Source organism: Billgrantia saliphila (assembly GCF_002930105.1).
In the GTDB taxonomy this organism is placed as follows: Bacteria; Pseudomonadota; Gammaproteobacteria; order Pseudomonadales; family Halomonadaceae; genus Halomonas; species Halomonas saliphila.
Genome location: NZ_PJRN01000004.1, coordinates 206,930 through 219,931, shown reverse-complemented (window position 1 = coordinate 219,931; position 13,002 = coordinate 206,930). Strand labels below are relative to the sequence as shown.

Here is a 13,002-nt window from a genome sequence, read left to right as displayed (position 1 = left end):
CATGACATACCACAGCGATAATTATCCGGCGCCCGCCGTTACCGGGGCGGGCATCCGTGAGTGGGCGGGGCTGGCCGTGCTGGCGCTGCCGACCCTGCTGCTTGGCCTCGACGTCACCATTCTCTATCTGGCGCTGCCCGCCATGGCGGTGGATCTGCAGCCGAACAGTACCCAGGCGCTGTGGATCATGGATGCCTACGGATTCATGATCGCGGGATTTCTGATCACCATGGGCACCCTGGGCGATCGCATCGGCCGTCGGCGGCTGCTGTTGATCGGCGCCCTCGCTTTTGCCACCGCTTCGGTGATTGCCGCCTACGCTACGAGTGCCACCATGCTGATCGCAGCACGAGCGGCGCTGGGAGTGGCGGGCGCCACGCTGATGCCATCGACGCTGGCGCTGATCAGCAATCTCTTCGGCGTGGCGCGCCAGCGCGCCCTGGCGATTGGCATCTGGGCCACGATGTTCGCCCTTGGTATGGCCGCCGGGCCGGTGGTGGGCGGCTTGCTGCTGGACCGGTTCTGGTGGGGGGCGGCGTTCCTGATCGCCGTGCCGGTGGTGGGTGTGCTGCTTGTCGCGGCACCGCTGCTGCTGCCCGAACATCGCGCCATTACGCACGGTCGGCTGGACCTGGTCAGCGTCCTGCTGTCACTCATGGCCATTCTGCTCGCCATCTATGGTTTGAAGGAGATGGCGAGAGTTGGGTGGGCACCGGCGCCTGCGGTTTCCCTGGTGACCGGCGTTGGGCTGGCCATCCTCTTCGTTCGCCGACAGTACCGTCTTGCCCATCCGCTGCTCGATATGCGCTTGTTCGCCAGCCGGACCTTCAGCGCCGCGCTGCTCGTACTGCTCATCGGCTTGATCGGGGTCGCCGGCGTGATGCTGCTGGTCACTCAGTATCTGCAACTGGTGGCCGGGCTCTCACCGTGGGTGGCCGGGCTGTGGATGGGCCCGCCGGCGCTGATGATGGTCGCTGCCGGTATCGCAGCGCCATTGATCGCGCGGCGTGTTCGGCCAGGCCATGTCGTTGCCGGGGCGTTGGCGTTATCGGCGCCGGGCTACTGGCTGCTCGTCGGGGTCGATATCTCCCCCGAGGGGGTGGGCGTGGCCGTGGCGGGGTTTTCCCTGGTTTATCTGGGTCTGGGCACTCTGGCGGCGCTGGGTACGGATCTTGTCGTCAGCTCGGCACCGGCGGACAGGGCCGGCTCGGCCGCGGCCATGTCGGAAATGGTTCAGGAGTTGGGTGTCGCGTTGGGGGTGGCCCTGCTCGGCAGCCTGGCCACCTTCGTCTACCGCACGCGGATGAGCGAGAGCAACCTCGACGATCTCCCGTTCGAAGTCGCCGGCGTTGTGGAGGAGGGGCTCTGGGGAGCGGTTTCCGCCACGGGCCATCTGCCGGCGGAGATCGTGTTGGAGGCCCAGCGGGCCTTTACCGCGGGGCTTAATGTCACGGGGGCGATAGGCGGTATCGGCATTCTTGCTCTGGCTAGCGTGGCAGCCGTCTTCCTCAGGCACGTCCACGCGCTCGATGAGGCCGTTCCCAGTGAAGCCGCGGAAGGGCGCGGCTCATGCCCGATACCTTAGCGGTCGCCTAGTCGAGCGTCTCGAACAGCCCCTCGTAGGTGACGACGAGACGGTCGTCGTCGACCTCCAGGTCGGCCTCGAAGCCCTTGGCGATGCCGAGGTCGGTGTAGCGCCAGCGGTTCTTGTCGAGCATCGTGTAGCGCTGGCGGGAGGGCAGCAACTGGAGAGAGGGCAGGTCCACATATAGCGTGGTCAGCTCGCCCGGTCCTTGGAGCTGGTGCATGGCCAGCGTGTTGCAGAACGGCGTTGCCGACAGGTCGATTTCATCGCACTCCGCGAGGTCGGGGCGTGGTCGGCCGTTCACCTGCCAGCCCTCGCCGCTGCGCTCGATCTGCAGGGTCTCGACCGTGGGGCTGGCGAGGTGCAGCTCCAGGCGATGGGTGCGCCAGTCGCGATCGAGTTGCCACAGGTAGGATAGGCCGAACGCCTCGGCGCCCGCGTGTACGACGGTGGCGAGCGCCAGGATGCCGTCGTCGTCGGGCTGCAGGTGCAGGATTTCCAGGCCCGGCTCATCCAATCGACGCCACTTGCGTGTTATCGATAGCGCTGACATGTCGGCACCTCTTTGTTTCACGGATTGGGTTGCTTCACAGACAGGGTCGTTTTACTGGCCCGATGGCTGGATGGCTTCACTGGCTGACGGTATATCGAGCCTTGTCATGTCGCGACCGGGTCCATGCTCCGTTCTGGTTGCGCCGCGGCACGTATCGCGCCGGGGGATTGTCCCGTGATGCGCTTGAAAGCGCGGCTGAAGGCGGCTTGCGAGCCGTAGCCCAGTCGCAGGGCGACGGTCTCGATCGGCATCCGGTCGCGTCCTATCCACTGCGTCGCCAGGCGCATCCTTAGTTCGGTCACGTAGCGATGCGGCGTCATGCCGGTGACCGCCAGGAAGCGTTCGGCGAAGACCGAGCGCGAGCTGCCCATTTCCGCGGCCAGCTCGGCCACCGTCCAGTGACGGCCCGGATCGCGATGCAGGGCGCTGATGACTCGCCCCAGACGCGGGTCGCGCAATGCCTCGACCCAGCCGGTCGCATCGCCGCAGCCGCACTCGACCCAGCCGCGCACGATATACGCCGAGATCACGTCGGCGAGGCGTGCCAGGATGCCGGCGAACCCCGCGCGCTCCGTGCGCGCTTCGCGCTCCATAGCTTCGAGCATAGGCAGAATTTCGGGATGTCGCTCGAGTAGCGTGCCGACTCGCATCACTTCGGGCATCAAGGCCACGAGGGGATGCATGCCGCCGAGATCGAACTCCAGACAGGCGCTGAAGAACACGGCGCGGGCCGTCGGACAGCTTGTCGCCGTACACGCTTCGACCGAGCTGACCGCTTCGCAAAGCGTGGCGCTCTCGTAGTCGGCGATGTCGCGGCTGGGCTGATCCGGTGCCGAGAGCAACTCGTGTCGGCCTCCGCGCGGCAGGAGCAGGGCGTCGCCTGCCTCCAGGGCGTGCAGCGCCCCGCCGGGGCTGCGCAGGAAGACCGGGCCTTGGGCGATGAAGTGGAACTGGGCCCACCCCTCCTTGGTGCCGAAGCATAGGCCAAAGGGCGGTGTCACCTGGATGCGGCGATAGCGAATGCCACGCAGCCTCATGCCCATCAGCAATTCGCTGACCCGGTCGCCGGGAAGCGAAGCGGGCAGTGCCGGTACCGTTTCGGACGAATGATCAATCATTCGAGAGCATTTAGCATGGATCGTCCGGCGTGTCCATTTTATTCTGCATCGCAACAACCCCCTGATACAGGAAATGAAGATGAATGAGCTGACACAACGGGCCGAGCCCGCCTGGGCGGCGGTGATCTCGGTAACGCTGGGCGTCTTCGGGCTGGTCACGGCGGAGTTCCTGCCCGCCAGCCTGCTCACGCCCATGGCGATGGACCTGAGCATTACGGAAGGCATGGCGGGCCAGGCGGTGACCGCGACCGCGGCGGTCGCCCTGATGACGAGCCTGCTGATCACGGCGGTCACGCGGCGCATCGACCGGCGCTTGGTGCTGCTGGCCTTTTCCCTCCTCCTGATCGCTTCGAACCTGATCGTTGCGCTGGCACCCAACCTGCTTGTGCTGCTGATCGGGCGCGTGCTGCTCGGCATGGCCTTGGGCGGATTCTGGACCATGTCGATCGCCACCATCATGCGCCTGGTGCCGGAGGACCGGGTGCCGCGCGCGCTGTCGATCATGTTCAGCGGCGTTTCCGTGGCGACCATCGCCGCGGCACCGCTGGGCAGCTTCTTCGGCGATCTGATTGGCTGGCGCAACGTCTTCCTGGCGGCGTCGCTGCTGGGCCTGCTGGCCCTCGTGGTGCAGTACGCCACCCTGCCGCGCATGGCGCCTAGCGGCGTGACTCGCCTGCGCACCCTGTTCGATGTGCTGATGCGGCCGCGAGTCGGTCTCGGCATGCTGGCGGCGGGGCTGGTCTTCACCGGTCACTTCGCCTTCTTCACCTATATTCGTCCTTTCCTCGAGAGCGTGACCGGTGTCGGCGTGCACGGCATAGCCGCCATCCTGCTCGGATTCGGTGTGGCCAACTTCGTGGGCAACTTCCTCGCTGGCGCGCTGGTCGAGCGTAGCCTGCGCCTGACCCTGGTCGTGGCACCGCTGCTGATGGGCACGCTGGGGCTGAGCCTGGCCAGCCAGGGCGGCGTGGCCATGCTGGATGGCGCCCTGGTCGCGCTCTGGGGGCTGGCCTTCGGCGCCATCCCGGTGGCCTGGTCCACCTGGCTCTCGCGCACGGTGCCGGACGAGGCCGAGAGCGCGGGCGGGTTGCTGGTGGCCGCCATTAACATGGCCATCGCGACCGGCGCGGCCGTTGGCGGCCTGATCTTCGATGTCAGCGGCGTCACCTGGGTCTTCGTCGCCAGTGGGGGCATGCTGTTCCTGGCCACGCTGGTCATCGTGGCGGGCGTACAGGCACGGGTGGCTGCCACCGCCTGATCTCGGCCGGCCAGGCGCCGAGCGACGACGGTCAGACGGGAGCGGGATTGCGCTCGGCGAACTGACCGTTCCAGTAGGGATAGTAGGGATAGGGCGGCGTCACGCGACTGGCTTCGTCGAGCCGCCCTATCTGCTCCACGTCGAGTCGCCATCCGCCGGCGCCCAGGTTGTCTCGCAGTTGGGTCTCGTTGCGTGCGCCGATCAACACGCTGGACACGGTGGGGCGTCCGAGCAGCCAGTTGAGGGCGATCTGGGGAATCGACTTGCCCGTCTCTTCGGCAATCTCGTCGAGCACATCGACGATCCGGTACAGGCGCTCGTCCTCCACCGGCGGCGCGAAGTCGACGGTTTCGTGCAATCGACTCTGTTCGGGAAGCGCCTGGCCGCGTCGAATCCTGCCGGTCAGGCGCCCCCAGCCGAGCGGGCTCCAGACGATCGCCCCCAGGCCCTGGTCCTGCCCTAATGGCATCAGCTCCCATTCGTAGTCGCGTCCGACCAGTGAGTAGTAGGCCTGGTTGGCGACGAAGCGGGAATAGCCGTAGCGTTCGGCTACCGCCTGGGATTTCATGATCTGCCAGCCGGAGAAGTTCGAGACGCCGAGATAGCGCACCTTGCCGGCGCGAACCAGATCGTCCAACGTCGCCATCACGCTCTCCACCGGCGTCATGGCATCGAAGTGGTGCAGTTGAAGAATGTCGATGTGGTCGGTACCGAGCCGTTTCAGCGCCTGGTCCGTCGCCTTGAGCAGATGGTGGCGGGAAGCGCCGACGTCGTTCGGCTCATCGCCCACGCGCAGTGTCAGCTTGGTGGAGAGAACGACGCGATCGCGCCTGCCCTTGATGGCGGCCCCGAGAATCGACTCGGACGCGCCATCGGAGTAGGCGTCGGCGGTGTCGAACAGGTTGACTCCGGCGTCGAGGCAGATGTCGATGAGACGGGTCGCCTGCTTGACGTCGGTATTGCCCCAGGCGCTGAACAGCGCGCCCTTGCCGCCGAAGGTGCCCGCCCCCAGCCCGAGTGACGATACCTTGAAGCCCGATTGGCCCAAAAAGCGATATTCCATGGTTCAGCTCCTATCGGTGGAATGCCGATGGAGCATAGGCCGTTGCGCTTTAAAGTTATGCGGCATAAAACGGCAAAGACATTCAACGAAGTTTTGAAAATGAGCCGAGTCGAGGATCTTTCGCTATTCCTGCGCATTCTCGACCTGGGGTCGATCAGCGAAGCGGCACGCAGCCTGGATCTGTCCGCGGCCGTCGCCAGCCAGCGCTTGAAGCGCCTCGAGCGGGAGCTCGGCGTGCGACTCCTGCAGCGCACCACCCGACAGCTGCGTCCGACGCCGGAGGGCCGCAGCCTGGCCGAACAGGGGCGGGAGGCGGTGGAGGACCTCGAGGCGCTGATGGGTGGGCTGCACCGGTCGACACGCGAGGTCGCGGGCACCCTGCGCCTGACGTTGCCCCCCACGTTTGGCCGCCTCTATGTGTCGCCGTTGTTGCCCGATTTCCTGAGCCGACATCCCCGGCTACGGCTCGATCTCGACCTGTCCGACCGGCGGCGGGACATCGTGGCTTCGGGGTTCGACCTGGCCATTCGCATCGGTTCGCTTGCCGATTCCAGCCTGGTGGCGCGCCGGCTGGCCGCGAATCGCCGCGTGCTGTGTGCTTCTCCCGCTTATCTGAAACGCCACGGCACTCCGCATACGCCCGAGGAATTGACCCGGCATGAATGCCTGCTGCTGACCGACGGCGAAGGAGAGTCCGGCATCTGGCGGCTTCGCGATGTCAGCGGCGAGAATGTGGGCGTCAAGGTGAGCGGGCGCATCCGCAGCAGCCAGGGCGAGCTCCTGCGCGACGCCGCTGTGGCGGGGTTGGGTATCGTGCAGCACTCCACCTGGCATGTATGCGACGACCTGCGGGCCGGCCGGCTGCTGCGGATTCTGCCGGACCACGCGCTGCCCGAGACGGGCATCCATGCGGTCATGCCGCAGCGTCGCCTGGTGCCGCCCAGGGTGCGCGCCTTCATCGATTTTCTCGTAGAAGAGTGGGAGCCCGCTCCTCCCTGGGAGCGCCATGCAGATGACGGCAAGGGCTAGCCAAGCCGCTCCTGGCGCTAGGCTTCGTGTGAAACGCCGACGAGAGCTTCCCAGCCTGACATCGCACAGTCGGCGATGGCCAGCAGCGTCTCGCGCGAGGCGCCGTCACGGGCCTGGATCGACATGCCGTGCTGCAGGGTGACGAAGTAATTGGCAATCGCACGGCAGTCGGTGGAGGCGGGCAATTCGTTTTCATTTATGGCGCGCTGCAAGCGCCGCTCCAACTGGCATACGTTATGTTGGCGACGAGCTTTCAGCGCATCGCAGACTCCGGGATTGGCGCCCTGCATCTGCGGTGCGGCTAGTACGATCAAGCAGCCCCTGGGTTCGTCACCGCGTGTGAAGGCCTCGGCCGTGGTGCGCAGCACTTGCGCGATGGCGTCGCGTGCGGTCGGCGCCGTTTCCACCTGTTCCCAGATACCGCTGCCTTCCGTGCGACTGTAGAGTTCTACCGCCTCCTTGAACAGCGCTTCCTTGCTGCCGAACGCCGCATAGAGACTGGGTGAATTGATACCCATGGCGCGGGTCAGGTCGGTCAACGAGGCGTTATCGAATCCTTTGGTCCAGAACACTTCCATGGCTTGACGCAGGGCGCTTTCCCTATCGAAGCCGGGGGGCCGACCGCGCTGGGGCATGTCGCACTCCTTTCTGTATCGATAGCTACAAAATATCTTGACAGACTGCCGGGTGTCTAGCCATCTTGTTTTTGTATCGTTCACTATATAAATGGAGGCAAGCATGCAACGACTCGAAGGCAAGGTGGCACTGGTGACTGGTGGAAGCCGAGGGATAGGCGCTGCCATTGCCCGACGATTGGCAGGGGAGGGGGCAGCCGTCGCGCTGACCTATGTCAACGGCGAGGCGCAGGCACAGTCGGTGGTGGACGGGATCGTGTCGGCGGGTGGGCGAGCTATGGCTGTGCGTGCCGACAATCGTGACGCCGCAGCACTCGAGGCCGCTGTCGAGCGTACGGTAGCCGAGTTGGGTGGGCTCGATATCCTGATCAACAACGCAGGCATCTTCCCGAGCGGGACGATCGAAGAGGCGACGCTGGAAGAACTGGACCGCACCATTGAGATCAACCTGCGCGCTCCCGTCGTGACTGCCATGGCGGCGGTGAGGCATATGCCGGAGGGAGGGCGCATCATCACCATCGGCAGCAACCTGGCCGTGCGAGTCCCCTGGCCCGGCATCAGCTTGTACGCCATGAGCAAGGCGGGCCTGGTGGGACTGACGAAGGGGCTGGCGCGAGACTTGGGACCGCGCGGGATCAACGTCAATGTCGTGCATCCGGGCTCCACCGATACCGACATGAACCCGGCCGATGGCGAACTCTCCGATCCCCAGCGCAGCTTGATGGCGATCCCACGCTACAACGAAGCCGACGACGTGGCCGGCCTGGTGGCCTGGCTGGCGGGCCCGGAAGGTCGTTCGGTTACTGGCGCCGAGTTCACCATCGATGGCGGCGCCAATATCTGAGAGATCGTAATGCCCCGATGCTGTTCGGGGCCGAAGTCGCGTTGGCCCGCTGCCTTTCGGTGCGGGCCAACGTCGCTTCCCGTTCTCTCAGCAGGCTAGCGGCTCGAAGCTCTCCGCCAGATCGGACACCAGCGCCTCGATACGACGCTCGGCCTGGGCCAGCGAGGCCTGCAGTCGCTCGTCGCCGAACTCGTCGTACTCCACCGCGATACTCTGCACGTCGTCGATGCCCAGGTAGCCGAATACGGTGCGGATATGTGGCTCGACGTGGTTGGCCTGTGCCATGCGCTCACCCGCCTCGTAGCCGTAGTCGCCCCGGGAGCTCAATATCACTAGCCGCTTATTCATGTCGGTCAGCATCGGCCAGTAGGGTAGGCCGGCGCGGGAGCGGTCGAAGCCGAAGGTGCGACCGACGCGTACGATATTGTCGATATACGCCTTGAAGCCGGCCGGGACGCCGAAGTTGTACATCGGCACACCGGCCACGATCACGTCCGCTGCCAGCAGCTCGTCGACCAAGGCGTCGCTCTCGGCGAGCGCCGCATGCATCCAGGGCTCGCGCTGCGCCGGCTGGGTGAAGGCCGCATGAATCCATTCGCCGGTGACGGGCCTTGGCGGTTGCTGACCGACGTCGCGATAGACGATGCGGTCGGCGGGGCGGGCAGCCCGCCACTGTTCCACGAAGCGGGCGCTCAGGCGCCGTGTGTGTGAGCCATGCGGCTCAATGCCGGAGCGGCCGGGACGGGCACTGGCATCGATATGCAGCAAAGTAGCCATGGCGGTATCCTCAAAGAAAATTCAAGCATGGATGGACGCTACGAAGCATCGAGCCTGAAGCAAAAGCTGACAAACGAGCATTTTTCGTCAGATAGACAAGCTGAACTAAGCTATGGAGGGGCCATGAATCGCCGCCTGCTACCGCTCTCCCAACTGCGCGCCTTCGAGGCGGCCGCCAGGCATCGCAGCTTCAAGCGCGCTGCCGAGGAACTGGCGGTGACGCCAGCGGCGATCAGCCATCAGGTGCGCGAGCTGGAGGATCTGCTGAAGGTGTCGCTATTCGAGCGCCGGACGCGTCAGGTCGTGCCCACGGCGGCGACTGAGGCGCTCTATCCCGTCCTGCGGCAAGGCTTCGATGCCTTTGCCGAAGCGCTCGATGCGCTGCGGGAGCGGACGCGTTCGGCCAGCGTGACGCTTTCCTGCACGCCAGCCTTTGCCAGCCAGTGGCTGCTGCCCCGGTTGGCAGATTTTCATGACCGCCATCCCGATATCGACCTGCACATTCATGCCAGCGAAGCCACGCTGGATCTTTCCCGTGGCGTATGCCTGGCGATTCGCTACGGCATGGGGCCTTATCCGGATCATGAATCCGTCGAGCTGGCGCAGGACACCTTCGCCCTGGTCGCCAGCCCGCGCCTGGGCCTGGCGCGAGTCGAGGATCTCAAGGCGGTGCGCCATGTCGTCTTCGACTGGTATTGCCCCTCGCTGGGACTACCCACCTGGCCGCAGTGGTGCCAGGCCGCCGATTGCTCGCTCGCCGAGCTGGGGCCCAGCCTGAGCTTTTCGGACGAGAGCCATGCGGTGCAGGCAACCATTGCCGGGCAGGGGGTGGCCCTGCTGAGTCAGACCTTGATCCGAGCGGAACTCGAGCGTGGTGTGCTGCACGTGCCCTTCGGCCCGAGCCTGCCGGGGCTTCGCTACCATCTGCTGATGCCTCGTGGACGGTCCGACCACGCCGAGCTTCAGCGAGTCGCGGCATGGCTGAGAGCGGCCTTTGCCAATGAGACGGCGGTGGGCTGAGTGCTCCTTCGTGAAGCCGGATCGCATGCCTGTGCTTGCCGGACGGGGCGGGACCGGGCACATTGTGAAATGTGCCGGCATGACAGTTCGCGTGACGTCGATCCGGCTCCGCCATTGGTGAGACAACGCAGATGAATATCGAGCTCTGGCTGGCCTTCATGGCCGCTTCCGCTGTGATGCTGGCAATCCCGGGACCGACGATCCTCACCGTGATGAGCTACTCGCTGTCCTCTGGGCGGCGTGCCAACTTGCCGCTGGTCGCCGCTGTCGCCTTGGGCGATTCCACGGCCCTGGCGATGTCGCTGCTGGGCCTCGGTGCATTGCTGGCCGCCTCGGCGTTCTGGTTCACCGTGGTCAAATGGATCGGCGGACTCTACCTGATCTACCTGGGTATCAAGCTACTGCGTGCCGGGGCGAGTACGAGCGTCGTGCTGACTCCGGCGGAGTCCGTGTCGCGCTGGAAGCTTTTCGGCAATACCTACCTGGTCACAGCGCTTAATCCTAAGGGCATCGTGTTCTTCGTGGCTTTCCTGCCACAGTTCCTTGACCCCAAGATGCCAGTGACGCCGCAGCTGTGGGTGCTGGCCGCCACCTTCGTCGCACTGGCCACGCTGAATGCCGCTCTCTACGCGCTCTTTGCCGCTAGCGCCCGTCGCCTGCTGTCCACGCTGCGTGCCCAGCGCGGCTTTCACCTGCTGGGCGGCTCGTTGCTTTCGGCGGCTGGGGTATGGGCACTGCTGGCCAGACGCCCGACCTGACGCATGCCGAAGCTGAACGGCTCCCGTCCGACAAGGAGAACGTCGTGATACCGCTGACCGATCTGCTGCTTTTCGCCATGGCCGCCCTGATCGTGGTACTGACCCCGGGGCCGAACATGATCTACCTGATCTCGCGCTCGATCTGCCAGGGGCGTGCTGCGGGCGTGATTTCGCTATTCGGCGTGCTGGCCGGCTTCCTGGTGCACATGTTGGCGGCGGCCGTCGGCCTGACCGCGCTGTTCCTGGCCATCCCGCTGGCCTACGAAATACTCAAGTGGCTCGGCGCCTTGTACCTGCTCTTCCTGGCCTGGCAGGCGGTCAGGCCTGGTGCCCGCTCGCCTTTCGAGGCGCGCACGCTCGCCGTGGACCGGCCGCGCAAGCTGTTCCTGATGGGATTTTTGACTAACCTGCTCAACCCCAAGATCGCCGTGTTCTACTTGGCGATCTTCCCGCAGTTCGTCTCGCCCGAGCATGGCCCCGTCTTTCTTCAGAGCCTGGTGCTGGGCTTCACGCAAATCGGGGTGAGCTTTACGGTCAACCTGGCGATTGCCCTGTCGGCGGCGGGCATCGCCACTTGGTTCCAGCAGCGCCCGACCTGGCTGGCCGTGCAGCGCTATGTCATGGGCGGCGTGTTGGCCGGCATGGCGGCCAAGCTCGCCACGGAGCCGCGGCACGTCGCCTAGGACGAGGGCCAGGGGAAGCTCATCGCCGTCGCTCGGTTGACCTCTTGTGCCGAGATCGGCGCCGCCCCCGGCTTGCCGCGTCCAGCGGGTTCAGACGTCGTGCCGTTCGCGGCTGTCGGCCGGGGCCTGTTCACGCTCGTGCATGCCATAGTCGCGAATCACGCCTGCCACTCGCAGCCGGTAGTCGGCGAATACCGTGTTTCGTCCCTTGGCCTGGGCGCCACGATGACGCTCGAGCTGGCGCCATTGGGCGATGGCCTGTTCGTCGCGCCAGAAAGAGAGCGACAAAATCTTGCCGGGCTGGGTCAGGCTCTCGAAGCGCTCGATGGAGAGGAAACCGTCGATTTTGTCCAGTAGCGGGCGCAGTTCAGCGGCGATGTCCAGATAGTGCTCGCGATGGCCCGGCTTGGGCTCGACTTCGAAGATGACGGCGATCATGGGTTGGGCTCCTTGTTTGTTGGCGTGGGGGAGGCGAAAAGCGGCAGGCGTGCGTTCTGAGAATGTTGGTAGGCCATGTTCTCCAGCAGCGTGACGGGCTCGAGCCCTGTGGCGAGCAGCCGCCGTACGCCTATCTCGGCGATCGTCACCGCCAGGGTCTCGCCGGGGCAAGCGTGTCGCCCTGTGCCGAAGGTGTAGCAGGCTTGTCGTGCGCGTTGGGGATCGAAGTGGCCCGGGTCGGGGAAGCGTGTGGCATCGTGATTGGCGGCGGCGAGGACGACCAGGATGACTTCGCCCGCGTGCAGTGTCTGGCCTGCGATCTTGGTGTCGTGGGCAACGAAGCGGCGCGTGTTGTGGATCGGCGGGTCGTGGCGCAGCACCTCCCGAATCGTTGCCTCGAGATGGCGGGTAGAGGAGTCGGCACGCTCGCAAGCTTGCGGCGAACGGCCCAGCGCCACCAGGGTATTGCCGATGAGGCCCGCCGTGGCTTCGTAGGTCTGCAGCAACAAGCCGATGGCGTTGGCCATGAGAGCCTCTCGATCCTCGAAGCCTCGTCGATGCGTCTGGTCGGCGAGTCTCATCAGCAGTCCTTCCTCTTTTATAGGCAAGCCAAGCCTGGCTTGCAGCGTGACGTACAGGTTCTCCGCCGCCTGCTTGCCGGCTTGCTGCTGTGTTTCGCTGCTGCCCGGCGCGATACAGCGAGCGAAGGCATGGCCCCATTCCGCAACGGCCTGGTGCTGCTCTGCCGCCAGGCCCAGTAGCTCGGCCATGACCAGGATCGGGAGCCGGAATGCATACTCGGTCACCCGCTCGGGAGTGCGATCTTTCGCATCCACCAGCAGGCGATCGGCGCAGTTCTGGATTCGCCGCAAGGTCGAAGTCTCGTGCAGAGCGCCCAGTGCCGCCGAGATCGCCTGCTTGATCGGGGCGTGATCCGCATCGTCCCGCATCCTCGCCATATCGCCGTACAGTTTTCCGGCCCGGGAGCCGAGCAGGGAATCCGGCACGGGCTGGTCGACCGGGCGTACCCGACAGGCCTCGTGCGCGAGAACCGATTCGACGACGTTGGCGCTGGCGGCGATCCAGCCGCCGAATGCATCATCGCGAACCAGCCGGTCCTGCCGGGCCAGCTCCGCATAGTAGGGGTAGGGGTCGTGGTGAGTGGTCGCTTCGAGCGGCGACGTCGGCATGTGCATGGGCAAGATCCGAACGATTGGCGTCGCTCAAGTGTGCCGTCGGGG

The 13,002-nt window shown here is 65.5% G+C and carries 14 protein-coding genes; 7 read left to right on the top strand and 7 right to left on the bottom strand.

Annotation, left to right across the window (positions count from 1 at the left end; translation table 11 throughout):
* The first annotated feature begins 1 nt into the window (after position 1).
* Positions 2–1,585, top strand: coding sequence for an MFS transporter (locus tag CYJ07_RS06370; RefSeq protein ID WP_104202835.1), 1,584 nt, complete (start codon positions 2–4; stop codon positions 1,583–1,585).
* 7 nt (positions 1,586–1,592) lie between these two features.
* Here the strand turns inward: CYJ07_RS06370 and CYJ07_RS06365 are convergent, their stop codons facing one another.
* Positions 1,593–2,138: a putative glycolipid-binding domain-containing protein gene (locus CYJ07_RS06365; RefSeq protein ID WP_104202834.1), complete on the bottom strand. Its 546-nt coding sequence runs from the start codon at positions 2,136–2,138 to the stop codon at positions 1,593–1,595.
* A 104-nt stretch (positions 2,139–2,242) separates the two neighbouring features.
* Positions 2,243–3,256 (bottom strand): AraC family transcriptional regulator, encoded by a 1,014-nt coding sequence (locus CYJ07_RS06360; RefSeq protein WP_104202833.1) that lies wholly within the window; start codon positions 3,254–3,256, stop codon positions 2,243–2,245.
* Positions 3,257–3,335: 79 nt separating this feature from the next.
* On the opposite strand from CYJ07_RS06360, the gene CYJ07_RS06355 reads away from it, so the two are divergent.
* Positions 3,336–4,514: an MFS transporter gene (locus tag CYJ07_RS06355; RefSeq protein ID WP_104202832.1), complete on the top strand. Its 1,179-nt coding sequence runs from the start codon at positions 3,336–3,338 to the stop codon at positions 4,512–4,514.
* Between the two features lie 31 nt (positions 4,515–4,545).
* Here the strand turns inward: CYJ07_RS06355 and CYJ07_RS06350 are convergent, their stop codons facing one another.
* Entirely contained in the window at positions 4,546–5,577 is a 1,032-nt protein-coding gene (locus CYJ07_RS06350) for an aldo/keto reductase (protein ID WP_104202831.1), read from the bottom strand.
* Between the two features lie 99 nt (positions 5,578–5,676).
* On the opposite strand from CYJ07_RS06350, the gene CYJ07_RS06345 reads away from it, so the two are divergent.
* Positions 5,677–6,606 (top strand): LysR family transcriptional regulator, encoded by a 930-nt coding sequence (locus tag CYJ07_RS06345; RefSeq protein WP_104202830.1) that lies wholly within the window; start codon positions 5,677–5,679, stop codon positions 6,604–6,606.
* A 17-nt stretch (positions 6,607–6,623) separates the two neighbouring features.
* On the opposite strand, the gene CYJ07_RS06340 is transcribed toward CYJ07_RS06345, so the two are convergent.
* Positions 6,624–7,241 carry a TetR/AcrR family transcriptional regulator gene (locus CYJ07_RS06340; RefSeq protein ID WP_104202829.1) on the bottom strand — a complete coding sequence of 206 codons (618 nt, stop codon included), beginning with the start codon at positions 7,239–7,241 and terminating at the stop codon, positions 6,624–6,626.
* Between the two features lie 103 nt (positions 7,242–7,344).
* Here CYJ07_RS06340 and CYJ07_RS06335 point away from each other — a divergent pair, with 103 nt between their 5' ends.
* Positions 7,345–8,085, top strand: a complete 741-nt coding sequence (locus CYJ07_RS06335; RefSeq protein ID WP_104202828.1) for an SDR family NAD(P)-dependent oxidoreductase — start codon at positions 7,345–7,347, stop codon at positions 8,083–8,085.
* An 87-nt stretch (positions 8,086–8,172) separates the two neighbouring features.
* Here CYJ07_RS06335 and CYJ07_RS06330 read toward each other — a convergent pair whose 3' ends face one another.
* Positions 8,173–8,862 carry an FMN-dependent NADH-azoreductase gene (locus CYJ07_RS06330; protein WP_104202827.1) on the bottom strand — a complete coding sequence of 230 codons (690 nt, stop codon included), beginning with the start codon at positions 8,860–8,862 and terminating at the stop codon, positions 8,173–8,175.
* A 123-nt stretch (positions 8,863–8,985) separates the two neighbouring features.
* Between CYJ07_RS06330 and CYJ07_RS06325 the strand changes: the two genes are divergently transcribed.
* The 3 genes from CYJ07_RS06325 to CYJ07_RS06315 all read left to right on the top strand — a co-directional run bounded on the left by CYJ07_RS06325 (position 8,986) and on the right by CYJ07_RS06315 (position 11,323).
* Positions 8,986–9,882, top strand: a complete 897-nt coding sequence (locus CYJ07_RS06325; RefSeq protein WP_104202826.1) for a LysR substrate-binding domain-containing protein — start codon at positions 8,986–8,988, stop codon at positions 9,880–9,882.
* Between the two features lie 131 nt (positions 9,883–10,013).
* Complete coding sequence (locus CYJ07_RS06320) at positions 10,014–10,640, top strand: LysE family translocator (protein ID WP_104202825.1); 627 nt, start codon at positions 10,014–10,016, stop codon at positions 10,638–10,640.
* Between the two features lie 44 nt (positions 10,641–10,684).
* Entirely contained in the window at positions 10,685–11,323 is a 639-nt protein-coding gene (locus CYJ07_RS06315) for a LysE family translocator (RefSeq protein WP_104202824.1), read from the top strand.
* A gap of 90 nt (positions 11,324–11,413) precedes the next feature.
* Here CYJ07_RS06315 and CYJ07_RS06310 read toward each other — a convergent pair whose 3' ends face one another.
* Both CYJ07_RS06310 and CYJ07_RS06305 read right to left on the bottom strand, forming a co-directional pair.
* On the bottom strand, positions 11,414–11,761 hold the full coding sequence (locus CYJ07_RS06310; RefSeq protein WP_104202823.1) for an antibiotic biosynthesis monooxygenase family protein: 348 nt from the start codon (positions 11,759–11,761) through the stop codon (positions 11,414–11,416).
* Positions 11,758–12,957 carry a cytochrome P450 gene (locus CYJ07_RS06305; RefSeq protein WP_104202822.1) on the bottom strand — a complete coding sequence of 400 codons (1,200 nt, stop codon included), beginning with the start codon at positions 12,955–12,957 and terminating at the stop codon, positions 11,758–11,760. The genes CYJ07_RS06310 and CYJ07_RS06305 overlap by 4 nt, the downstream gene beginning before the upstream one ends.
* Between the last annotated feature and the right edge of the window lie 45 nt (positions 12,958–13,002).